This is a genomic window from Wolbachia endosymbiont of Tribolium confusum (assembly GCF_020405475.1).
Classification (GTDB): Bacteria; Pseudomonadota; Alphaproteobacteria; order Rickettsiales; family Anaplasmataceae; genus Wolbachia.
Map to the genome: position 1 here is coordinate 19,178 of NZ_JAIZNT010000006.1, position 24,613 is coordinate 43,790.

Annotated in this window: 19 protein-coding genes, 1 other RNA gene and 1 pseudogene; 18 read left to right on the plus strand and 3 right to left on the minus strand. The window is 35.3% G+C overall.

Annotation, left to right across the window (positions count from 1 at the left end; genetic code table 11):
• Positions 1-40: 40 nt before the first annotated feature.
• Positions 41-3,127, minus strand: coding sequence for a phosphoribosylformylglycinamidine synthase subunit PurL (locus tag LEM02_RS04495; protein ID WP_226080063.1), 3,087 nt, complete (start codon positions 3,125-3,127; stop codon positions 41-43).
• A gap of 108 nt (positions 3,128-3,235) precedes the next feature.
• On the opposite strand from LEM02_RS04495, the gene LEM02_RS04500 reads away from it, so the two are divergent.
• The 4 genes from LEM02_RS04500 to LEM02_RS04515 all read left to right on the plus strand — a co-directional run bounded on the left by LEM02_RS04500 (position 3,236) and on the right by LEM02_RS04515 (position 10,569).
• Complete coding sequence (locus tag LEM02_RS04500) at positions 3,236-6,013, plus strand: PD-(D/E)XK nuclease family protein (protein ID WP_226080064.1); 2,778 nt, start codon at positions 3,236-3,238, stop codon at positions 6,011-6,013.
• A 305-nt stretch (positions 6,014-6,318) separates the two neighbouring features.
• Complete coding sequence (locus LEM02_RS04505) at positions 6,319-7,632, plus strand: ankyrin repeat domain-containing protein (RefSeq protein ID WP_226080065.1); 1,314 nt, start codon at positions 6,319-6,321, stop codon at positions 7,630-7,632.
• A 188-nt stretch (positions 7,633-7,820) separates the two neighbouring features.
• Positions 7,821-9,209, plus strand: a complete 1,389-nt coding sequence (fumC, locus tag LEM02_RS04510) for a class II fumarate hydratase (protein WP_226080066.1) — start codon at positions 7,821-7,823, stop codon at positions 9,207-9,209.
• Between the two features lie 127 nt (positions 9,210-9,336).
• Positions 9,337-10,569 carry an IS256 family transposase gene (locus tag LEM02_RS04515; RefSeq protein WP_226079221.1) on the plus strand — a complete coding sequence of 411 codons (1,233 nt, stop codon included), beginning with the start codon at positions 9,337-9,339 and terminating at the stop codon, positions 10,567-10,569.
• Positions 10,570-10,915: 346 nt separating this feature from the next.
• On the opposite strand, the gene LEM02_RS04520 is transcribed toward LEM02_RS04515, so the two are convergent.
• Positions 10,916-11,089, minus strand: coding sequence for a hypothetical protein (locus LEM02_RS04520; protein WP_226080067.1), 174 nt, complete (start codon positions 11,087-11,089; stop codon positions 10,916-10,918).
• A gap of 357 nt (positions 11,090-11,446) precedes the next feature.
• The gene (locus LEM02_RS04525; RefSeq protein ID WP_226080068.1) at positions 11,447-12,529 is read right to left on the minus strand and encodes a hypothetical protein; all 1,083 of its coding nucleotides are present in this window, start codon (positions 12,527-12,529) and stop codon (positions 11,447-11,449) included.
• A gap of 132 nt (positions 12,530-12,661) precedes the next feature.
• Here LEM02_RS04525 and LEM02_RS04530 point away from each other — a divergent pair, with 132 nt between their 5' ends.
• The 14 genes and pseudogenes from LEM02_RS04530 (at position 12,662) to LEM02_RS04595 (ending at position 24,444) form a co-directional block, all read left to right on the plus strand.
• A complete protein-coding gene (locus LEM02_RS04530; protein ID WP_226080069.1) occupies positions 12,662-13,300 on the plus strand; it encodes an HAD family hydrolase in 639 nt (212 codons plus the stop codon).
• Positions 13,300-13,773, plus strand: a complete 474-nt coding sequence (locus tag LEM02_RS04535) for an RDD family protein (RefSeq protein ID WP_369409598.1) — start codon at positions 13,300-13,302, stop codon at positions 13,771-13,773. The genes LEM02_RS04530 and LEM02_RS04535 overlap by 1 nt, the downstream gene beginning before the upstream one ends.
• 53 nt (positions 13,774-13,826) lie before the next feature.
• The gene (gene bfr / locus LEM02_RS04540) at positions 13,827-14,303 is read left to right on the plus strand and encodes a bacterioferritin (RefSeq protein WP_226080071.1); all 477 of its coding nucleotides are present in this window, start codon (positions 13,827-13,829) and stop codon (positions 14,301-14,303) included.
• A 1-nt stretch (position 14,304) separates the two neighbouring features.
• The gene (locus LEM02_RS04545) at positions 14,305-14,916 is read left to right on the plus strand and encodes an SURF1 family protein (RefSeq protein ID WP_226080073.1); all 612 of its coding nucleotides are present in this window, start codon (positions 14,305-14,307) and stop codon (positions 14,914-14,916) included.
• 9 nt (positions 14,917-14,925) lie between these two features.
• Positions 14,926-15,924 carry a glutamate ligase domain-containing protein gene (locus tag LEM02_RS04550; RefSeq protein WP_226080075.1) on the plus strand — a complete coding sequence of 333 codons (999 nt, stop codon included), beginning with the start codon at positions 14,926-14,928 and terminating at the stop codon, positions 15,922-15,924.
• Positions 15,925-16,044: 120 nt separating this feature from the next.
• Positions 16,045-16,161 (plus strand): annotated as a pseudogene (locus tag LEM02_RS06890) (WPE palindromic element domain-containing protein); the annotation flags it as partial.
• Positions 16,162-16,256: 95 nt separating this feature from the next.
• A complete protein-coding gene (gene eno / locus LEM02_RS04560; protein WP_226080079.1) occupies positions 16,257-17,531 on the plus strand; it encodes a phosphopyruvate hydratase in 1,275 nt (424 codons plus the stop codon).
• Complete coding sequence (gene cgtA, locus LEM02_RS04565) at positions 17,519-18,541, plus strand: Obg family GTPase CgtA (RefSeq protein ID WP_226080081.1); 1,023 nt, start codon at positions 17,519-17,521, stop codon at positions 18,539-18,541. The genes eno and cgtA overlap by 13 nt, the downstream gene beginning before the upstream one ends.
• Before the next feature lie 158 nt (positions 18,542-18,699).
• Entirely contained in the window at positions 18,700-19,596 is an 897-nt protein-coding gene (locus LEM02_RS04570) for an ankyrin repeat domain-containing protein (RefSeq protein ID WP_226080082.1), read from the plus strand.
• 489 nt (positions 19,597-20,085) lie between these two features.
• Positions 20,086-20,416, plus strand: a transfer-messenger RNA (tmRNA) gene (ssrA, locus tag LEM02_RS04575).
• Positions 20,417-20,432: 16 nt separating this feature from the next.
• Complete coding sequence (locus tag LEM02_RS04580; protein WP_226080083.1) at positions 20,433-20,861, plus strand: ClpXP protease specificity-enhancing factor SspB; 429 nt, start codon at positions 20,433-20,435, stop codon at positions 20,859-20,861.
• A 580-nt stretch (positions 20,862-21,441) separates the two neighbouring features.
• A complete protein-coding gene (locus LEM02_RS04585) occupies positions 21,442-21,720 on the plus strand; it encodes a YggT family protein (protein WP_226080084.1) in 279 nt (92 codons plus the stop codon).
• Positions 21,721-23,829: an FtsK/SpoIIIE family DNA translocase gene (locus tag LEM02_RS04590; protein WP_226080085.1), complete on the plus strand. Its 2,109-nt coding sequence runs from the start codon at positions 21,721-21,723 to the stop codon at positions 23,827-23,829.
• A 120-nt stretch (positions 23,830-23,949) separates the two neighbouring features.
• Positions 23,950-24,444 (plus strand): hypothetical protein, encoded by a 495-nt coding sequence (locus LEM02_RS04595; protein WP_226080086.1) that lies wholly within the window; start codon positions 23,950-23,952, stop codon positions 24,442-24,444.
• The last annotated feature ends 169 nt before the right edge of the window (positions 24,445-24,613 follow it).

Genomic DNA, 24,613 nt, shown 5'->3' on the forward strand with positions numbered 1-24,613 from the left:
AATCAGACATTACACATAATGAAAAATTTGTCTAGCGTAATCAAAAGTTATTTAAACTAGTACCTAAGTCTTTCAAATCTATTCTTATAATATCCTTTATATTGAGAGCTTTCTCCTCTGTCACTTTTCCAATACATGAAAAAACTATACCTTTAAACAATTCTTCAAACTTCCGCTGATTTTGTGGGGCAATGGTTACTAATATTCTACTTTGCGATTCAGAAAACATTATTATCTTGTTTATTATGTCTGTATTTTGTGTTTTTCCTATTGGTACTAGTGAAAGATCAATTTCAGCACCAAGGTCTCCTGCAATTAGCGATTTTGCCAGAGCAATAATTAAGCCGCCTAAGTTTGGTGCAATTGCAGAGGCAATTATGCCATCTTTTATTGCCTGGTTGTAACGTTCATACAACTTCCTAGCGCTCTTTGCATCAACTTTTGGCACGTTGTTATTATCTATTCCACTATATAACTGATATTCAGATCTACCAAGCTCATCGTGGGTTGTACCAAGCACATATATCAAGTCCCCTGGCATTTTCACATCAAGCGATACCGCATTTTCAATATTGTCTATAACTCCAATTGCTGAAATGAGTAATGAAGGTGGTGCAGATATCATCACTTTCTCGCCATTTTCGTCATATCCCTTGAAGTCATTGAACATACTGTCTTTTCCGGATATGAATGGCGTTTTAAATGCAGTTGCAAAGTTATAACAAGCCTCTGCAGCTCTCTTTAGTTGCCACAACCTTTCGGGATTATAAGCATCGCACCAGCAAAAATTATCGAGCAACGCTAGATGATTTATATTTCCTCCTGCAGCTACGTAGTTGCGTATTGCAGTGTCAATCGCACATGCTGCCATGTGATAAGTGTCAATTTCTCCATAACTTGAGCCAAATCCCTGCGATTTTACAACACCTTTGTTTGAAGAAAGGACTGGCCTCGAGACAACAGCTTCACTGCACACTCTTCCCTTGCCTTGCAGTGGTTTCAGTATTGACGATCCTTGAACCTCATGGTCATATTGCACCACTATAAACTCTTTGCTGCGTATGTTTGGTCTGCTTAGCATTTCTTTTAGTGCAAAGGTGTCATCCCAGTGCTTGACACTGGAATCTATCTCAAGCTCAACTCTGCCATCGCACGTATTTTGACATAAAGTTTTAGATTTATTTGCAGACAAAGCCTGCTGGATTCCAGTGTCAAGCACTGGGATGACAGGAGAGAATTCTGGAATGACAGCGTATGGGTTAGATTTTCCAGACCATGGCTTTGTTTGTAAATGCACTTTGGGATTACCGTCATGCAGAAATTCAGTTTCGATGTCCATTATTACTGCCCCTGGGGGACATTTAACAACGGCTTTGCCACTTTTGTTGAATTCTCCAATTACACAGACCTCCACATCATGTGTTTCCATGATTTGCTTAAACGCAGGAAGATTTTCTTCTGGCACTGCTAAGGTCATTCTCTCTTGTGATTCTGATATCCATATTTCCCACGGAGCCATACCATGGTTTTTAAGGAGAACCTTGCTCAAATCAACTTCAAATCCGTCTTTTCCCATTTCACCAATGGATGATGATAGACCGCCTGCTCCATTATCCGTTATTGCATTATAAAGACCAAGATCTCTTGCTTCTACGACGGCGTTGGATAATTTTTTTTGTGTTATAGGGTCGCCAATTTGCACAATTGTTGAAGGGCTGTTTCCCGACAATGCCTCTGAAGAAAAAGTTGCACCGTGAATTCCATCCCTTCCAACTCTTCCACCAATAATTACGATTTTATCACCGTTTTTGGGTTCTTTTATGTGTGAAGGTGCATTATTTATATTCCGTGGAATAATTCCGATGCTTCCAACAAAAACTAATGGCTTTCCACAGAATCTATCGTCAAAGTATACCGACCCAAGTTGCGTTGGAATACCGGAGCAATTACCAGCAACATTAACACCGTGAATCACTTCTTTCATTATATATTTTGATGGTAAGATTTTATCAGTACGCTCTTTATCTCTATAAAGTTTGCCTTTTGATTCTTTGGCAAAGCAAAAGTAATAAGTATTCATGATAGGTTCTGCACCTTTGCCAAAACCGACTATATCTCGGTTAACTCCAAGCACTCCAGTCATTGCTCCACCAAACGGATCGAGAGCTGAAGGACTATTGTGAGTTTCAACTTTATCTACAATCAAGTAATCGTCATCAAAAATTATTCCTCCTGCGTTGTCGGAGAAAACTGACACGCATATGTTAGAATTTATCTCACGCGTTGCACGCTTAATATAATGAGCATATAGACCGTCTTTTATTTCATCAATAGGGGAGCAAAAAATATTGTGTTTACAATGTTCAGACCAAGTCTGTGCCAGAGACTCAAGTTCAATATCATATGGATTTCTACCGAGTTTTTTAAAGTAATCCTTTATAGCTTTCATTGCTGCCAGCGAGAGCCCTAAAGTGCCATTACCATCGATTCCATCTCTGCTGATTTTTTCAAGCTCTTGGTCACTTACATTGAGTTTGACAGATTTTGCTCCATTATTACCTGGTGTCATCCCAGTGCTTGACACTGGGATCCATTCTTTTTTTTCCTGGTCACGCGCTGTAATGACACCAGGTGAGGTATTTGGTTTACTGTAATACTTCCAATGGCAATTGCCGTTTTCTTTATAGACAAGTGTGCAATATTCAGTAATAGGATTGAATTCCTGTTTTATGTTATCTTCGGTTGAAAAACCTCCTTGACTTAGAATCAATTTTGAACTTCTTGCCTTGATAGAAACACTTTCATCAATGTGGCCTTTGCTCATTAGATATTCTCTAACAATTTGTTTTGCCGTGTTGCCTACGTTATCGGTCATGCCAGGTAAAAAGCTTATCTCCAAGCCCCACTTTGCTTGTGATTCTATGAAGTTATATTGAACTTCTTCAAGGTTTTCATTGTAGGAATAATAACGGCAGTCTTGTATGACTTTATTATAAAATAGCCCACAAATTTCTTCATGTAATTTTGATGGTAATTCTTTGCTTATGTAAATCAAGTAAACATTAACTACCCTTCTGCGGCCAACTTGTTCACATTTATTAAAAACTTCTATTCTGATGTTTGCCATGTAATATTGTGAAAGACTTTAATATATCATAGCATAAGAAACTGCGAGCACATTTATATTTTAAATAATTTCTATACAATAAAAGTGTTGTATTAATTGTTACTGTTAGTGGGAAGAGTTTTTACTGTTAATGTGAATGAGTCCCTTTTTGATATGCTGGTTCAGCACATATTTTCTGAATATGAAAGAGAAAAAATTCCCGAGATAAAGATCATACTTCCCTGCAAGAGGGATGTGATAGCATTGCTGAGTGCATTCAAGAATTACAGAACTATAATTTTGCCAGAGATAGTTTCACTAGAAAACATTGATGAAGAAGATTTAATATTAAATCTTGATAGAGTTAAAGTTATTAACCCGACAAAGAGAACGCTGCTACTCATTCAATTTATATTGGAGTGGAATAAAAAACACAATGATAGTTTTCCAATCGATCTAGTTTACAGTTTGCCGTCATTACTTCAATATACCCAAATAGCGGATTGTTATCAGCTTGATGAGCATTCGAAGAAAATGGAGAATTTCATAAACTTACTTATCAAAACTTGGAGTAACACTTTAAAAAATTTAGGAGTAGTAGATATACTAAAGCATAAGAGTGACTACATAAACAATATGATAGCCTCCCTGCAGAAAGATCAGCATATGATCTTTATTGGAATTGGAAAGGAGGAGATTTATAAGTTGTTGATTAAAGCTGTATACGACCTGCCATTTGGAAAGATAATTTTACCTAATCTGAATTTGAAAATTAAAGAGAAAGATTGGCAATCACTTGATAAAAAACATTATCAATATTGCCTGAAAGATCTGCTCGATTATTTAAGTATAGGCAGAGAGGATGTAAGTTTTCTGCCAGAAGCGTGTTCTCCAGTGCCCAGACACTGGGATCCAGAAAACTTAACTTTAAATGAGTGCACCAGGTGGCTGTACAATAGAAACTGGATTCCAGTGTCAAGCACTGGAATGACACCATCTACTACTCAAATTACCTGCAAATTACAATGTTCGTACACTAAAAATCAGAGAGCTGGGATGACAGGAAGTCCTGAGCTAGATTATATCTTTGATACAACTGCCGATCTAAGCAAAGTTAGTAATGGACATATTGGCAATATTGAAGTCATCACTTGTGATTCGAGGGAGGAAGAAGCACAAGTGACGTCACTGATTATAGAGAATGAGGGTTATGAAAACGTTTCTTTGTTTGTCTTTGATAAATTACTTGCAGCTCGTATGGCGTGCACCATATCGGAAAACTATTCTTGTATAACGCTCCTATTTTACAGCATTGAAGTTTTGACTTCAAATTGGAACAGTGTGGCACTGCTTTCGCTACTAAAACATAGTCTAGTGACTTTTGGTTACACTCAAGAAGAGTACGCTCGTGTTTTATCTGAGTTTGAGATAGAGATATTACGTAGCTTCAGTGCGAACGGCCGAAGCAGTATTATAAATGCTATCAATGCCCGTGAAAAGCTAAAATATAAAGAGGATATATTATTTATTATCAATAAGTTAAAAGATATATTTAATCCTTTACTTTATTCTATAAATCGTCCTATTTCTGATGTAGTAGTAGCTCACTTGCAATGTATTAATTTGCTTTCTGGGGTAGATTTTTCAGAGCTAAATAATGAAGTAGGTAATTTTACCCGTGATTTCTTAAATGCATGTGACGGTATAGCAATTGAGTGTTCCTTAGAGTTATATAGTCAAATCCTGATATTATTTTTAAAAAGGAAGTTTTTTTCTCCAGAAAATAACTTTGATAAATTTAGCTTATATCAAAATAAAGTTGTAATACTTGCTGGATTTAATGATATACCAAATTTTCAGAATCCGTTTTTGAGTGCACTGAATAGAGAAAAATTTAACCTTCCTTCTGTGCAAGAAGAGCAAGGGTACTTTTTGTATACTTTGCGCAATTTATTTGGTGCCGGCAAGGTTTATATTACGAGGCTAGTGAGTGATAGAAAATCAATTCTATTGCGCCGTTTGGAAGTTCTGTTACAAGAACCAAAATATCCTTATCGCAATTGGCTAAGAATATTAAATACACCTGAGTGCATTGTTCCATGTACTCAGCCTATGCCAAAACCTCAAGCCAAAGTCAGAGAAGAAAAAATGCAAGTGATGTCTTGCAGTGCGGTAGAAAAACTGATTCGTAACCCTTATTCATTTTATGTTGAATACATACTGAACCTTAGACAGTTGAAAGACTTAAATTTTAAGCCATCGATATTGGAGTTTGGCACTATGGTACACAATATTTTTGCAAGATATTTACGCAACAAAAAGTCGCTAATGATTATTGCACGAGAAGTATTCTTGTCTAATCGGTTCCACTTTTCAAATATGTGGTGGATAAGACTGCAAAGAATAACTCAATCTTTTGTCGAATTTAATGAGGTGAGAAACAATCATGTCGAGTTAGAGAAGGAGTTTTCTTATCCAGTATTTCATGATCAGTGTCAAGCTACTCGAGTGACAGAAGAAATTTCACTGACATCAAGATGTGATAGAGTTGAGTATCTACCAGGTGGGCAAGTAGCAATTATAGACTATAAACTTGGTTCACCACCTTCCAATGAGGAAGTTATGTCAGGATTTTTCCCGCAATTAATTTTACAAGCTTTAGCAGTGGAATACACAACAAAAAAAGAAGTCTCGGAGCTTGCTTATTGGAAACTTGATTATGATAAAATAAAGGTTATTGCTTTGAAAGATTATAGACAAAAAATGCATGAATTTCAGAATATTCTACCAGATTTCTTATCTAATTATTTAAGAGATACTACTCCCTTTATTGCCTCTCCTTATTTTGATAAATTCCTGAGATTTAACAGCTACAAACAACTAGAAAGGATAGGGGAGTGGTTATAAATTATATCTCCTCTCATCCAGATCAAAATAGCTGGTTGTACAGCTGGTTTACTAAGTGCAGTAGGAGAATTACTAGATTGTGATATAGACTCATCTTTGCTAGACTCAAATAACCATAAAAAAACACTAAAAAGTGATTCTATCAATTTTAGGCATTAAAACTTGAATAGTGGCTAAAATAGCTTTAAATTGTATATTTTTTAGGAGGGGTATATGCCATCACAAAAACAGCTAAATGCGCAGCTAATTGATGCTGCTAAAGAAGGTGAGCTACGTTTTGTTCAGCAAGCCATACAGGTGGAGCAATGATTAATACAATAGATGATGATTATGGAAGAACTGCTCTAATGTGGGCTTCCAGAAATGGTCAATTAGAGATAGTACAATACTTGATAGAAGAGGGAGCAAATGTTAATGCAGAATCTCCGGGAAACATAACTGCTCTAATTCATGCTGCTGCCCATGGTCATCTTGAGGTCATACAACTTCTAATAGCAAATGGAGCTAATTTAAATGTGAAACGTAAAGGTCAATTCCCTGCTCTAACATTTGCTATTATAAATGGCCATACGGAGGTAGCAAAGCTTCTAACTAGGTGTCACTTAATAGCTAATCTTAATATGTCAATGCCTTGCTTGCCTCATCCTACTCAGATACCAGAATTATCATCTTATTGGTATGACTGTAAGGATGAGCTCAATAAAATGAAGGAAGAAGATAGTGAATTATATAATTTTCTTGTAAGTAAGAGCATTGATGAACAGGTAAGAATTTGGACAGAAAGTGAGACAATACAAAATATTCTACAAGATATATTGACTATAGAATATCCAATCCATGCTGAAGGTTTAACAAATAAAATAGAATCAGTGATATTTTTTCTTAACAACAGGGAAATAATCAATTCTTTATCGCGGTATTATGAGGTAGGAATTAAAACAATTGATCAGGTAAAAAGCTTACTTGATCGTTTCATAAGAGAGTATGTGGAACTTGAGGTAGAAATTGTTCCAGCACAATTAAACTTTAATACTCAAGAGTTACAACCCCCTACACTAAAAACATTATCATTTGCACAAATGATTAACAATCATGCAGGATTATTTTCAGCTGCTAAAAGTGGTCAATTAGAAACAGTAAGATACCTGATAGAAAAACAGAAAGAGGATATTAATGCAACAGATAACTATGGAAGAACTGCTCTAATGTGGGCTGCTGGAAGTGGCTATTTAGAGGTAGTAAAGTACCTGATAGAAACAGCAAAAGCAAATGTTAACGTGAAAGGTAACTATGAGAACACTGCTCTGAATTATGCTACTAGAAACGGGCATTTAGATGTAAAAGAATATCTGAAAGGTTATATACAAAAAGAGCTACGGAAGAAATACGTCTGCATTGGCGTTAGTGGTACAATAGGTTATGTTGCAGGTATGACAATATCATGTTCTGCGGGAGCAGCGATTGCAGTTTGTGCAGCATCAGCTACCATTAGTTTAGCGTTAGGTGCAATTTTTGGTTATACAATTTTAGAAGTAAAAAAAGAGAAAGCAAACAAAGGTATAGCTTCTGCGCTTAAAGATGTTTTCACTATTCAAGCTCTAAGTAGAATAGCCTTATAGAGAGTGAAAGTAGGTTTATTGCTTAAGGTTGCATGATTGCCTTAATAACAATAAAAAAATAATAGAAGCAAAAGATATGGCTTGAAAATTTTCTAAGGTCTTCACTAAAAATGTCTCAACTTGACACTGAAATACAATTTGATTTAATTAATTCATATATGTAGTGTCAAGCACTAGAATGAGGAAATATGGATAAAAAAGTTAGAATAGAATCAGATAGCTTAGGAGAAGTAAAAGTACCAAGTGAACATTACTGGGGAGCGCAGACTCAGCGTTCTTTGGAAAATTTCAAAATTGGTACAGAGAAAATGCCAGAGCCCCTGATTAAAGCGCTAGCAATAGTAAAACTTGCAGCAGCACGTGTTAACATGAAACAGGGTAGCATAGATAATAGAGTAGGGGATGCAATCTGCACAGCGGCACAGGAGGTAATAGACGGTAAATTTAATAATCAATTTCCGCTTGTTGTTTGGCAAACCGGTTCTGGAACGCAGACCAATATGAATGTGAATGAAGTGATCAGCAATCGTGCAATAGAAATTTTGGGCGGTGATTTAGGTAGTAAGTCTCCAGTGCATCCAAATGATCATGTAAACTGTGGTCAGTCATCAAATGACACTTTTCCAACAGCAATGCATATAGCAGTAGCAGAACAAATAGACCGCTTACTTATTCCCAATCTTGAAGAATTATATAAAGCGCTAAATAATAAGGTTCATGAATTTAAAGATATAATAAAAGTAGGGCGTACTCATCTGCAAGATGCAACTCCTCTAACACTTGGGCAGGAATTTTCTGGCTATGCAGTTCAGATTAAAAAGGGAATAGAGAGAGTAAAGTCAACTCTAAGCAATGTATATGAACTTGCACAAGGTGGCACTGCAGTTGGCACGGGAATCAATACTAAAAAGGGTTTTGCTGAGGATTTTGCTAAAGAAGTGGCAAAAATCACTAATTTTCCATTTATTTCAGCAAAAAATAAGTTTGAAGCACTAGCAGCAAATGATGCTTTAGTTGAGCTCAGTGGAGCACTCAATACAGTAGCAGTAAGCTTGATGAAAATTGCAAATGATATAAGGTTACTTGGTTCTGGTCCAAGATGCGGAATTGGAGAAATAATGTTACCAGAAAATGAGCCTGGCTCTTCAATCATGCCGGGTAAGGTGAATCCAACTCAATGTGAAGCGGTGACTATGGTATGTGCTCAAGTTATAGGAAATCATGTTGCTGTGACAATTGGTGGCTCAAATGGTCACTTTGAATTGAACGTGTTTAAGCCGGTGATAATTTACAATGTTTTGCAGTCTATAAGACTTTTAGCTGATGCAAGTTTAAATTTTGCAGAGAAATGCATAGTTGATATTAAAGCAAACGAAGAAAGAATAAAGGATTTACTAAATCAGTCGTTAATGCTAGTTACTATATTAAATACGCATATAGGATATGACAATGCAGCAAAAATAGCGAAGCTTGCTTATAAAGAAAATATCACTCTAAAAGAAGCAGCAGCAAAACTTCAACTGCTCACTGAGGAGGAGTTTGAAAGGATAGTGAAACCAGAGGAGATGGTAGGTTAAACTACCATCTTTCCCTTATTTTTGTCCCTAGTTATTGTGGTAATATGTATGGAACTGGGAGTGTTAAATAAACTGTGTCAAACCAAGAAATAAAAATATAATTGATATAAAAAAATGGAGGTTTGACATGAGTCAAGTAAACAGAACTACCGGTTTGGTAGACTATAAAGAACTGGAAGCAAATATTCTATCATCGATAAGAGAAGGAAGGCCGCTGACGGGAAGAGATGGAGCATTAACACCGTTTATAAAAAGGTTGCTAGAGGCAAGTCTGGAAGGTGAAATAGAAAGCCACATGTCAGCTAAAAGTGAAGAAAATAACCGAAGAAATGGGAGAAACGCAAAAACTTTACGCACGAGTGGAGGCTCATTTGAGTTGTTAACACCTAGAGACAGGGAAGGAAGCTTTGAACCCCAAATAGTTAGAAAAAGACAAACAAGCCTACATCCAGAACTTGAAGCAAAGGTCTTAAGCACATTTGCCAGTGGCATGGGATACAGAGATATAGCGTCACATATTGAGGAAATTTACGATCACAAAATATCGGCGGCAGAGATATCAAGTATTACTGACAAACTGCTACCAGTAATCAACGAATGGCGTAGTCGTCCGCTGCAGTCTGTATATCCGATAGTTTTCATGGACGGAATATTTTTTAAAGTCAAGGAGGACGGGCATTGTGTAAGTAAATGTATGTATAATATATTAGGTATAGATCAAAATGGCAGAAAAGAAGTATTAGGTTTTTATTTAGCTGAAAGTGAAGGAGCTAACTTCTGGTTGGGAGTACTAAATGATCTCAAAGAGAGAGGAGTGGAAGATATTCTAATTGCATGTGTAGATGGGCTAAAAAGCTTTCCTGCAGCAATAAACGGTGTGTTCCCTAATGCAGAAGTGCAGATGTGTATAGTGCATCAGATACGTAACTCACTGAAGTATGTAGCTAGTAAAGATGCAAAGAGTTTTTTGAGTGATTTAAAGAAGGTATATCAAGCTTCAAGTAAGGAAATTGCCGAGAATTATCTGTTGGAATTAGATGAAAAATGGGGCACAAAGTACCCTATGGTTATAAAATCTTGGCAGAATAATTGGGAAAACCTATCTGGTTATTTTAAGTATTCCGATCCAGTTAGGAGGATAATCTATACTACTAATCCCATAGAGGGGCTACATAGGCAAATTAGGAAATTCACCAAAACCAAGGGCTCATTTACCAACACAAACGCCTTGTACAAACAGGTATATTGTGCTATAAAAAAAGTAGAGCAAAAATGGGTAATGGCTTTGCCTAATTGGGCATTAACTATATCTCAGCTCGATATTTTCTTTCCCAACAGATTGAAAATTCAGTTGAGCTAAAAATGTGGTTTGACACAGTTTATTTAACACTCCCATGGAACTTTGCTGGTTGCTCTACATATACCTCTTCTAAATCACTTAGAGCGTGGTCATTGTGATTAAAGCCATAGGATGACAAATTGGACCCCAGACTATGCAAGAGATCTAAGGCGAATTATCTTTCATGGTCTTCTTTGTTTTTTCTACTTTCGTGACAGGAGTTACCAATGGATTATCAATTTGCTTTAAACCTTCACTTGCGCTTTGGTCTTGATTTGAAAGGAGCTCATTTTGTTGTTGCCCTTCATCATTTGAAGTGCTTTTTTGAGTAGTTCCTTTTATATCCTTTACACTCTTTTTATCTTCGCTAAAAAGTTTTTTTGAATATTGTGTTCAGAAAACGTACCAAAAAGCCTTTTTCTTTCTTTAAGTCTTGAGCGCCCATGCCTTTCTGCTTAGACACTTGCTTAGTTTTCTGCAATGGTTTAACATTATTATCTGGTTGCTTGTCAATATTTGGTGTGTCTTGAAGCTGTGTCATACCTGTTACGTAAAATCTTATACCAAAATAAGTATATTAAGTAATTATGTAAAAATGATTAACATAGAAGGAGCAACTCTTTATGCGGACACTTATGATTATGGATTTTTAAATTTTTTCTTGTTATAAGGTGACTCTAATCATTATTAACAGGCTGCTATATGAAAGAAGGAAAGAGTATCTAATACTGATGACGGTAGTTTAATTGTCACCTAGATATGTCCATGCTATGAAAATTAGAAGCTGAATTCTTTATTACAGGCGTATTAATCAACCCTCATTCTAGAGCTAGAAGTTAGTAAAATCTCCTGTATAATAAACTTATATGACGCAAGTCTATTATACAGGCTATGTGCATTATCTTCCGCGACCTGTGTTTGTTTTTTCTACTTCAGGAGTATTGACAGGCGTTACCGATGGATCATCAAGCTTTGTTGCTTGCTTTAAACCTTCACTTATACTTTGATCTTGACTTAAAATTTTGTCGAAATTTTTACTTTGTTGATTACCATTCATCACGCTAATTTCTAAGCCAGGGCCTTTATAATTGAAAGACTCGCCGGGTTGGACATTATGTTCCTTACCATCAATATTTAAGTTAATCGCATTAGTAACATTCGGAAAAGTTGTATCTTGCTCAGAACTATTGTATGTAATCTTAATATTGAGAGCTTTATCTTGATAATTAAATGCTTTTCCTGGTTCTAAATTGAACTCTTTTCCATTTATATTTATGAAAGAGCTTTGACTCATACTATGTTGCTGAATTCCGTTATTTGATATATTTTTTTGAGCAGCTTCTTTTGTATCACGAGCATCTTCCACATTCTTTTCATTCCCACCAAAAAGTTTTTCTAATATTTTTTTCAAAAAGCGCCCCAAGAGACTAAGCAAGCCTTCTTCTTTCTGATTTTCTTGCGGTTGTGGTGTATCATCTTGTTTAAGCTCTTTACTACTCTTTGAGTTTTGCACTCCCATGCCTTTCTGCTTAGAAATCTGATTAATTTCCCGTAATGGTTTATCATTGTTATCTGGTTGCTTAAGCTCTTCACTACTCTTTGTAGTCATTGAAGCTTGAACTCCTATGTCTTTTTGTTTAGAAATTTGCTTAGTTTCCTGCAATGGTTTATCACTGCCATCTGGTTTACTCCTTTTATTTATACCAAACTCTTTTCTTAGCTCTTGTGTTGATCTTGTGAGTTTGCGTATTTCCTCATTTTCTTGCCTTTGTCGTCTTTGAAGCTCTTTATTTAATTCAGCAACATTTTTCATCTTGCCTTCAAGTTCTTGACTTCTTGCAGCCTTCAGGGCCTTTGTTCCTTTTGCTATCCGATCAACCTTCTCTTCCAGTGACGTACCCTCTGGAAAAGCACCGGGAGTACGTCCAAAGGTATCTTGAAATTTCTTCTCAATATTTGGTGTATCTTTAATCTGGGCCATATCTACCTACTAAAAAGCGTATAATAATTATTGTAATGGCCTATTATGTAAAAATGGTTAACATCTAAGAAGCAACTCTTTATCATCAAAATATCATTTACTTATTAGTTTAAAATACGTCACAATATAAAAATGAAAAATAGCCGATTAGCGGTAGTATTCGATTGGGATAATACCTTAGTTGATACTCAAGATAATATTTCTAATGCCATTAAGCATACTTTAGATTTGATGGGATCTGGCAGTAAAGTTGTTGATAGAAATTCTCATGAATCAAGAAAGAGCTACATGGTTAATTTGTTTGGTGATCAGTGGAAAAAAGCGAACCAGATATATCAAAAATACCTAGATAGTGCACTGTTACAAAATATTACTCTGAACGAGGGAGTAGAGGGAATGCTCCAGACGCTGAAAAGCCACAATATTTACCTAGCAATAGTTAGTAATAAGAAAAATACTAATTTACGTCAAGAAGTTGCCTACTTTAAACTAGATTCTTACTTTGAAAGAATAGTTGGATCATGTGATACTGCAGAAGATAAGCCATCTGCAACTCCACTGCTGTTTGCACTGGAGGAGAGTACGCTACCTGTAAATAGAGAAAATGTGTTTTTTGTTGGTGATAGCATCACAGACATTCTATGTGCACAAAATGCCAATTGCTTACCTATTGTATACGGTCAATCGATAAGCGGTTATGAAGATTTGTTATATTTTAAGCATTTTGATAAACTTACAGAATTCATAATAAAATATTTGAAAGACAGATAATGATGGAAATTGCTAGTATACAGAGGCGTTTTTGCGCATATTTAATAGATCTAGCAATTTTACTAATTCCAACCTCACTAATTGTGCTGTTATTAGGTGATTTTCCATTAATTTTACATCTGTCATACATGTGTCTAAATTGTAGTTATTTCACATATTTTATATCTTCAAAGGCCCAAGCAACTCCAGGTCAACAGTTAATGAATATATGTACTATCACTTTAGATAATTCTAAAATAGGTTTAAGCTTAGCATTTGATCGCACTATCTCTCAGTTTTTTCTTCCTATGCTAAATAATTTAATGATCACTCTTATCAAACTTTTTCAAACATTAGTAGACGTTTTAAGTACACTAGAAGTGATTATAGTTATGCTTACCTTCAGTTGGTATTTAGTTGCTTGCTTCTCTCAGAGGAAACAGGCATTTCATGATGTGCTATTTGATACGATTGTTGTGAGAAAAATAAATTGATGTGACCTTGATTGTTATGTAGATTACATTGGTATATTAGATAAAGAAAGGTTATGAATAAAGAAATAGTAGAACATTTGAATAAATTGCTGACTCATGAATTAACTTCCGTACGTCAGTATCTTTTGCATTCTGCGATTCTCAAAGATAAAAAGATCAATAGGTTTGCAGAAAAGATGAGAAACGAGCTTAATGAAGAGCTTGGACATGCAAATAGGTTAGCAGAAAGAATTTTACTGCTTGAGGGTGTACCAAATTTTCAAGATACAAATCAAATCTCAAAGTATGACGGAAAGTTCACAAAAGATACAATACAGAAAATCTTAGAAGATAATTTAAAGTTAGAAGAAGAAGGTATAAGGGGCATCAGAGAGGCAATTTCTGTTGCTGAAAAAGAAAAGGATGTGATTAGTGTAATGTTATTAGAAGAACTACTGCAAAACGAGGAAGAGCACTTACATTGGATTAAAGGACAAATTAATCTCATTGAGCTTATGGGTATTGAAAATTACTTAAGAACACAAATATAGAGTGTTAAGAAAAACAGTATTTGTTTTCATCATACCTTTTCTACTTCTTTTTTCACTAGGGTTATGGCAGTTATTTAGATTAAATTGGAAGAGTAATATTATCAAAAATATGGATCTTCCAGTTATTCATCTGCTACCTAGTGATAATCTTTCAAAGTTTAACTACAGAAACGTTAAAATCGACGGAATTTTAAGTGATATAGAACTATATGTTTTCGCAGGTCAACGTGGCTATCATGTGCTGTCTCCTATGTTGCTTACCACTGGACATTACATGTTAGTGAATAAAGGAATAGTTAGAGAAAAAAAAGAAGAAAAAGCAAAAATTGAAAAAGTAGCTTTGAGTGGAGTTTTATATTGTGATGGTAGCAAAAATTGGTTTATTAAAAATGATATTGCTTCAAATACGTGGTTTACCTTAAGTACAGAAGAAATCTCCAATGATCTAGGTATTAAGCTAGAAAAATGTATATTGTGGCAAGACAATTTTTGTGGAAAATTGACTATACAGCCAATTAAGCATTGGGAATATGCAATTACTTGGTTTGCACTTTCCTTTATTTGGCTAATTATGTGTATATTTTACTATAGGCAAAATAGATATAAGTTGTAGAGAGGTAGCATGGAAAAAGAAAAGCTACAAATAGAAAACATGCAACAAAGTGGAAGTAAATACTTATTACAAGAATTAATTGTATGTCAGTATTGTAAATACACTTATTATGGAATGAGTCATACTAAGGAAGGAAAAAGTTACTATTGTTGTTCCGGAATCAGTTTTGATGAATGTAACAGCAAATCAATATGCGCGGATATACTAGAAGAGGTAATATGGGAAGAAGTTAAGATGGTCAGAGAGCATATAACGAAGGAAAAATGTGATTTATCAGAGGTAGATTGGGAGACTAAATTTAATATAATTAGAAAGTTAGTTCAGCGTATTGAAATTGATGATGATAATGTACATATGGTGTTTCGATTAAAAGAACTCGCTCTCGAAAGACAAAAAGAAGATATTCAACCTTGTACCAGAATTATAAAGAATGTAGTGCTATCAAATGCAATAGGAATGCATAAAGTTAGCAATGCCCTGGCTGCAATATCAGTTGCAGTGAAACTTGGAATTAGCGATGAAGAGATTAAAAAAGGTCTTTTAGAATTTAAAGGAGTAGCAAGGAGATTTTCTTTGATTGCCGATATTAAAGGTGTTAAGTTAATTGAGGATTATGCTCACCATCCAAACGAAATACAGGCAACTCTAGCAGCAGCACGTTTGACCACTAAAGGAAAGGTAACAGGAATTATCGAGCCGCTTCGTTTTGCTCGTATTCGTAATTTTTTTGATGAGTTCGTACGAATTTTCATGATGTTTGATTATGTAATTCTCACTTCTGTCCATCCTCCAGAAGATAAGCCTATTCCTGGCTGTAGAATTGATGATATACAAAAAGCCTTGATCAGTAATGGGTTTAATAATGTAAAGATTATGAATGATGCTTTACTCATTTCACATTTTATTAGTAATTCGACAAGTTCAGGAGATGTAGTATTATTTATTGGTGCTGGTAGTAATATAGCTAAACTAGCAAGAGAAGCTGCAAAGCTGCTGCTAGTAAAATAAACTTAAGCATTGGTGATTTATATGATAAAATTGTGTAGTAAAACTGGATCCCAGTGTCTAGGCAAACAACTGTACAGACATTGCGATATGGGGATAGCTTCCATTAAGAATGTTGTCATCCCAGTGCCCAGACACTGGGATCCAGAAGACTTAACTTTAAATAAGTGGCTGTATAATAAAAACTGGATTCCAGTGTCAAGCACTGGAATGACACCATCTGCTACTCAAATTATCTGTTTATCTGTAGGTTGCAATGTTTGTACACTGAAATGTTACAGCGTTGGGGTATTTCCCGAACGTGCACACAATTGTGAATCTAGTAGAGGTTTAGCATGATGAAAAAGACAATCAGCAGTGTATTTGCAAGAGAAATTTTAGATAGCAGGGGTTACCCAACAATTGAGGTAGAAATAGAACTATGTGATGGAGCAACAGGTAGAGCCGCTGTCCCTTCTGGGGCTTCGACCGGTAAACTAGAAGCATTGGAGCTGAGAGATCAAGATGAAAAAAGGTATTGTGGTAAAGGAGTGCTGAAAGCTGTTCAATCTGTGAGTGAAGTGATAGCAAATAAAATCATTGGCATGGATGCAGCAAACCAGAGTGCAATTGATAAAGTTTTAATTGAACTAGATGGAACAAAAAATAAATCTAAACTTGGAGCAAATGCAACTTTGGGTGTGTCTCTTGCTGTTGCAAAAGCAGCAGCAAACAGCTTTAAAATGCCGTTATATAAGTATTTGGGAGTAGGGGAAGAGCAGATGCCAGTTCCACTCATTAACGTAATGAATGGTGGAGTACATGCGGATAATAAACTCGATTTTCAAGAATTTATGATTCTTCCGGTTGGTGCTGAAACTTTCAGTGAAGCAATCAGAATATCTGCAGAGGTATTTCATAACTTGCGCGGCATTCTTAAGAAAAAAGGTTATAGCACAAACGTAGGAGATGAAGGTGGTTTTGCACCAAACATTGGTAGCACTGAAGAAGCTCTTAATCTGATAATTCAGGCTGTGGAATCTGCCGGTTATTCGATGAAAAATCATTTTGCACTGGGTCTTGATGTTGCTTCATCTACTTTTTATGAAAATGGAGTTTACAAATTTGAAAACAGAGAACTCACTGCAGAGAAATTGGTTCAGTATTATTGTGACCTTGTCGGCAAATATCCAATAATTTCTATAGAAGATGCAATGAATGAAGACGACTATGAAGGTTGGAAATTACTTACTGTAAAACTTGGGAATAAAGTTCAATTGGTTGGAGATGATTTATTTGTTACAAATTGTGAACTAATAAGCAAAGGAATAGAGGAGAAAATGGCAAATGCTGTACTAATCAAGCCAAACCAGATAGGAACACTTACGGAAACTTTTGCTGCTATTGAAATGGCAAAATCAAATGGCTATAGGGCTATTATTTCGCATCGCTCAGGTGAAACAGAAGATACAACAATATCCCACATAGCGGTTGCATCGAATTGTGGACAAATCAAGACTGGCTCGCTGTCGCGTTCTGATAGGCTTGCAAAGTATAATGAATTAATGAGAATAGAAAGTTCATTAGGAGAAAATGCTAAATATTATCGTGGGTTAGCATGGACTTCATAGACGAAGTTAAATTATATTTAAAAGCAGGTGATGGTGGTGATGGCTGCGCGAGTTTTCGTCGAGAAAAATTCGTTGAATTTGGTGGCCCAAACGGTGGTAATGGGGGCAGGGGAGGAGACATAATTTTCATCAGTGATGCAAATCTCAACACTTTGCTTAATTTTCGTTGTCGAAGACACATTAAAGCGAGTAATGGAAAAAATGGCACGAGTAGAGATAGATCTGGCACAGCAGGAAAAGATATTATACTTAAAGTTCCAGTTGGTACACAAATAATCGATGAAGAAAGTGAGGAAGTGATAGTAGATCTTGATAAACCTGACATGGAATTTCAAGTAGTTCAAGGTGGAAAAGGTGGGCTTGGAAATACTAACTTTAAATCTGCTACTAATAGGGCACCAAGACATTTTACCCATGGTCAGCCTGGCGAAGAAAGAAATATAATATTGAAGCTAAAAGTTTTATCTGATGTTGGCATTATTGGTATGCCAAATGCAGGTAAATCTAAATTTTTAACCCGCTGCTCAAATGCAGATACAAAAGTAGGCGATTATGCATTTACTACTATAAGGCCACATTTAGGTGTAGCAAAAGTGGATGATAGCGAAATTGTGATAGCAGATATTCCTGGAATAGTCGCTGATGCTCATCTTGGAGTTGGGCTCGGACACAAATTTTTAAAGCACATAGAAAGGTGTAAAATTTTACTGCATTTAATTGATGTAACTCACGATGACATTATCTCAGCTTATAATTGTACACATAATGAACTGAAGCTTTACAATAGCGACCTTATCAAGAAGGAAGAAACTGTCGTATTAAACAAATGCGACTTATTGGAAGAAACAGAAATCCTTGAGAAAAGGAATCACCTAGCCGGTTTTCTTGATAGAGAAGTACTGTGCTTATCAATCGACGATGATTTACAGCCCATTCTGAGGTTATTGAGTGAGAAAATGAAAAAAAGTGACCCTAAAAAAATTGATGTGTATGATCCTTTTAAAGCATGAATTTTTCTGTTAATAATCTTAAAAAAGTAAATTTAACAATTGGAGTTTAAATTTTCATTAACATCTATAGAATAGTAGTAATTGCATCTGATGTTTTTATTTTCATAGCTTGATTAAATACCATAATTAGTATTTAGTCTTAAAAATCGGAGAACATTATGAGTAAATTGTCGGCATTAGAAAAAACACTATGGAGAATTAATGATGACAGAAAGGTAGACTCATCTAGCATAATTGAAAAATTAAAAAGTGAGCTGCAGCAGCATCATGTTAATATGTACAATGCATGGGAAGAAAGTGGATTTGATATAAATTCTAATTCATTTGACGGAAGTAACTTACTATGTTTAGCATCTAGAAGTGGCTGTGTAAAAGTAGTAGAGTTTCTTATAGAGAAAGGAGTAGATGTTAATGTACGAGATAATGAAGGAAAGACATCATTGCATCTTGCTGTAATTATTCCAGGACAGAACACATATATAGCAAAGGTGCTGCTAAACAAAGGTGCAGAAATTAATATACAAGATAATGAAGGAAAGACCCCTTTGCATCTTGCTGCTTCTTACGTAGTTTCATCTTTTTGGGGTACACAAGAGACAAAAGACGAAAACGTAAAAATGCTGCTAGACAGGGGTGCGGAAGTTAATATACAAGATAATGAAGGAAAGACTCCTTTGCATTTTGCTGTTTCTATTCCAGGACAGAACATATGGATAGCAGAGATGCTGCTAAATAAAGGTGCAGAGGTTGATATACAAGATAATGATGGAAAGACATCATTGCATTTTGCTACATCTTGCTCAAACTCCCTGTGCAAATACTTCACAAAAATGCTAATAGAAAAAGGAGCGGAAGTTAATATACAGGATAATGAAGGAAAGACTCCTTTGGATTATGCTATTTCTAGTGGAAGGGAAGAAGTAATAGAAATTCTTACAGGAAAAATTCTTTTATCTGATGAAGGACTGACATCACAGATGTCATCAGAGCAAGAAGTAGAGATTGATTCACAATACGAAACTCTTCCTTCATATCCGTTTTTTTCTAACAAGTAGAAAGTTAGAAAGTGCACTGAATTGATTTAATTCTTGAGGAGAAAAACTAATTTATAGTCTAGTTACGCAGGCAATTTTCCACAGTTGTCTGCATTTTTTGTTCCATAACTTATCTTTTTTTCGGCTTGTGCCATTTCTCACACTGTCTCTTGCTTTCTTGAACTTAGAAATTCAATAGCTACAAAAGCATTTGAGCAGTTTTTGTTAAGAATACGGAATTTTAGGCATAGAATCCCCCATATTTATTAATAAAGAACAGAAAAAATGTAACGCACATACGACAGAGATTAAGCATATGTGTGCACCCATTTGCGCTGAAGAAGATACGCTACATTCTTTACTGAGTTTGATTATTTGATAAAAAAGTCTGCAGACGAAGATAGATTTTGAGCTCTAAAAATACCTCTACTTTGATTATACTAAGATTAGGTAAATAGGCGAAGTAATTTTTATATTAGTTTTTTAGCTTACAACCGATTTTACGTTCAACAACTTGACATTTATTCAATACTACTGTATAATAAAGATGTGCATTTTTTGTACTATGGCAATAAAATTACCTTGTAATAGGTGTATTGGACCCGAGGGCAGTACTCGGCGCCTCCACCATGTTTTTGATATGGGGGCGAATAAGGATCGACATACATAGTAAAGATGGTACCTTTGCTCGGTTAGATACCACCGCTAAGAGTTCATAATTTAGATGCAAACGATAACTTTGCTGCTGAAGACAATGTTGCATTAGCTGCTTAATTTAGGCACTATAACTTCATTGCTATAAGCACGGTTTAGGGAACGCCGGGTAACAGAAGTTCCCCCAAACATGTAAGGGTTATATGGATAAAACAGATTATCGGAAGTTGCTTAGTTCTAGCAAATTTCAAATTGTCGAAAAGGCTTTGAATACTATATTGGATAATGATTTTACTCCTCACTTAGAGATACTGTTTTTTACGCGATTTAATGGTGTTGTCATACCAGACTACTTGAAAGAATCATATCCTACTCAAATGCTTATTATATTACAGCACCAATTTTATGGTCTAAAAGTTCTTGAAGATAAGTTTAGTGTCAGTTTGAGCTTCCGTGGAAAACAAGAACAAGTCACTGTACCGTTTTTTGCTATTAGTGAGTTTCATGATAAAATGTCAGGAGATATTTTAGTATTTAGCGTTGATTCTGATAAAGAATATGAAAGTGAGAAATCTGCTGAAAAGTCATCAAATGGTAGTATTATATCTATAGATCAGCTTTATGATAAGTAGTTTTATAATATCAATTAAAAGAAGTGACCTCATTAAGTAATGGGTAATTAAAATAATGAAAATGGTTCTGAGCACGTATTCGTTCACCAGGATGGCAAAATAAGATAGACAAAAACATAGGAACAAGTGGTCAGTGTGCAGACACACAACTATATGAACATTGTGGCAATTTACATAACAAATAGTGTCATCCCAGTGCTTGACACTGGGATCCAGTTTTTCATTTAAGCTCATCAAATTTAGCATAAGCTTACCGAATTAGTTTTTTTCTTGGATCCCAGTGTCAAGCACTGGGATGACAACAAAGGGGCTATTTAGGTAACAAGAGGTGACAAGAAAAGAAGCGCTGGTTTCATACGTACCTGAACACTTATCCTGCATGTAATAAACATGATCAAAAAGCTATTCATACAGTACACATCTCTCCGTTAATTTATCAATAAGTTTTTTATCCACGTGGAATCAAAGGGTATAATATCTTATAGCTTATTGTTTACACCTGTTTCAGCATAAAAATTATTGTAAGACTTGATTTTATACATATCACTACACATAATAGGTTTTAGTATAAATTAGTAATATGCATCCAATCATATACTTGCTTAACCTGTTACTTGATCTTTACAGCTTCGTTCTAATATGCTCAGTTGCTCTCAATTTGTTGATTAAATTGAATGTAGTTAACATGTATAATGAGATTGTAAGCAGCATAATGCAAACTTTAAACAGACTTACCCATCCTCCACTAAAGGTTATCAGAAGGTATATACAACCATTCAATGGATTAGATTTATCCGTGATGATATTGATAATAGCAATTCACTTTGTAAAATATACAATTACTTATTACTTTAAGTAGATGTTAAAAAAACAGCTAAAATCAGTGATATACTTGTCACTATTAATGTATATATATATATCGGTTTTTAGCTATAATTATAAAGATCAATCCTTAAACACATCTACAAATGAGGAAGTAACAAATTTAGGTGGAATAGTAGGTTCATATTTAGCTGATATATTAGTTCAATTTTTTGGACTCGCTAGTATTACAATAGCTACAACCATAGTTTACTTTTTGATATCAAAAAGGCTGCTGAAAATTCTCTATTTAATATTAATCAATTTAGGAATATGTGCTACATTAGCGCAACTTTCGCTCGGTACCACTACTAGGTACATGCACAGTGGAATAGTCGGCAATACTCTAATTGGCCACTGCCCGTTTTACATATTCACAGTAGTAACATCAATAGGTATTGTAGGATTGATTGGTTGGAAGAGAACGGTTTATTCTTTGCTTTTCCTATGTAAAAAAATATTTTCCCTTTTTACAAAGGTTCTGTTTTTCAGGTTACGTAAAACTACTGATTATTCAATAGCACCATTAGTAATAGAGGGAAAATATAGAACCACTAGACAACAACCAAAAGAAAGACAGAAAAAAGCTACCGAAGAGATTGTTAAACCACCTTCTAGCGAGTTTGAGTTTCCAAGCATTCACTTACTTTCTAAAGTAGAAGAATCTATGCAGAGAAAACAGTTGAATGCATTAGAGAGCAATAAGAATTTATCTCTGCTCGAACAGGTGCTGAGTGATTTTGGCGTGCAAGGAAAAATTATAAGTGTATGTTATGGACCGGTTGTGACTTTATACAAACTTGAACCACAAGCAGGTACAAAATCTGCAAGAGTGATTGGTCTTGCAGATGATATTGCACGTTCAATGAGTGCACTCTCTGCACGTATTTCAATAATTCGTGGACAAAATGCCATGGGGATAGAATTGCCGAATAAAGAGCGAGAGATTGTGATGCTACGTGATTTACTTGAATCGCCAGAATACCAAAATGCAAACTTAAATCTTCCAATTGCGCTTGGCAAGGAAATAAGCGGAAAACCTGTTATTGCAGATCTGACTAAAATGCCCCACTTGCTTGTTGCCGGGACTACGGGGTCAGGAAAATCAGTTGCGATTAACACGATGATTCTATCGCTCGTTTATCGATTAAGTCCTGATGAATGCAAGATGATAATGATCGACCCCAAAATGCTCGAGCTTTCAATATATGATGCAATACCGCATCTAATAACGCCAGTGGTAACAGAGCCAAAAAAAGCTGTTATTGCTCTTAAGTGGATAGTGAAAGAGATGGAAAATCGCTATCGCATGATGTCATATTTAAATGTGCGCAATGTAATAAACTATAATCAAAAAATTACAGAAGCGATGAATAGCGGAATAGAGTTGGAGCGCGTTGTACAGATTGGCTTTAACTCAACAACGGGTAAACCTTTATTTGAAAAAATACCACTTAAAATGGAGACATTTCCGTATATTGTGGTGATCGTAGATGAAATGGCAGATTTAATGCTTGTTGCTGGCAAAGATATAGAATGCTCTATTCAACGTTTAGCTCAGATGGCTCGTGCTGCAGGAATACACATCATAATGGCAACACAACGCCCATCTGTAGATGTGATAACAGGTGTGATAAAAGCAAACTTTCCAACGAGAATTAGTTTTGCTGTTACTTCTAAGATAGATAGCCGTACAATACTTGGTGAACAAGGGGCCGAACAGTTACTCGGTATGGGTGATATGCTTTATATGGCCTCTGGTGGTAAGATTATTCGAGTTCACGGTCCATTTGTAAGTGATGATGAGGTGCAAAATATAGTTGATCATCTGAAAACGCAAGGTGAGCCAAACTACATGGAGGAAATCACTCAAGAAGATGAAAATTCTTTCGCGGAATCAGAAGGTGAAACAGAAGATGAAGAGAACGATCTATACAAGCAAGCAGTGGCCATCATTCAGAGAGATCAAAAGGTTTCAACTAGTTACATTCAAAGGCAACTTAGAATAGGCTATAACAGAGCTGCAAATATTGTTGAAAGAATGGAGAAAGAAGGTATCGTCAGTGCTCCGAGTTACTCAGGAAAGAGAGAGATATTGGTAGAATAATCGCTAACTTAAACCAAGGAAAGTTATTTTAAGATCAATGTATAGTGATAGTTAATTTAATAATAATTTAAACATTGGGAATGTAAAATTATAATATATTAATTAGCTAGGGGGTTAAAAATGGGTATAACCAAATTTGTATTCGGTTTTGATAAATCAGATGTGAAAGCATTGCAGGAAAGTCAACTAGGTGATGCTGCGCAATTCCAAAATATATCTGATTTGTTAGGAAAATTGAAAAAAGATCAACAAGTTGATGCTGAGCAGTTTGAAAAAGTTTTTGGTGCATTAGAAGACAAGATTGGTACTGAACAGTTTCAAGCTATGCAAGAGCACTTAAGCGGCTTGCAAGAAAAATTTACAGGCTTAGAAGAAAAAGTAGAAACATTTGCAGACATGGTAGGGGGACAAGAACAAGCAATACTAACTTGTGCCATAGTCAGTGCTGTTGCTGTAATAGCGGTAACTAGTTTTGTTGCATTCTGTATCTATCAGGGAGTTAAGCTTGATAAAGAGAAGAAAAACGACTTGTCTCAAGATATGCCAAGCGGAAAGTTTAATAATGTGAATGATACCGGAAAACTGAAGAATAACTTACAGCAAGGAAGAGTGTAATGCTCTTCTTGAAAGGGTGTTACGTAAAATTTGTAACACCTTAAATTTCCTTTAGATTATGTAGGTTTTGGTAGTAAATTTTTTAGAAAGATGTTTGTATTATAAAGTTGGTAGAGATTCTGATTTACTTGAAGTTTGTTAATTGGTATCTTTTAAAGCACAATATTCA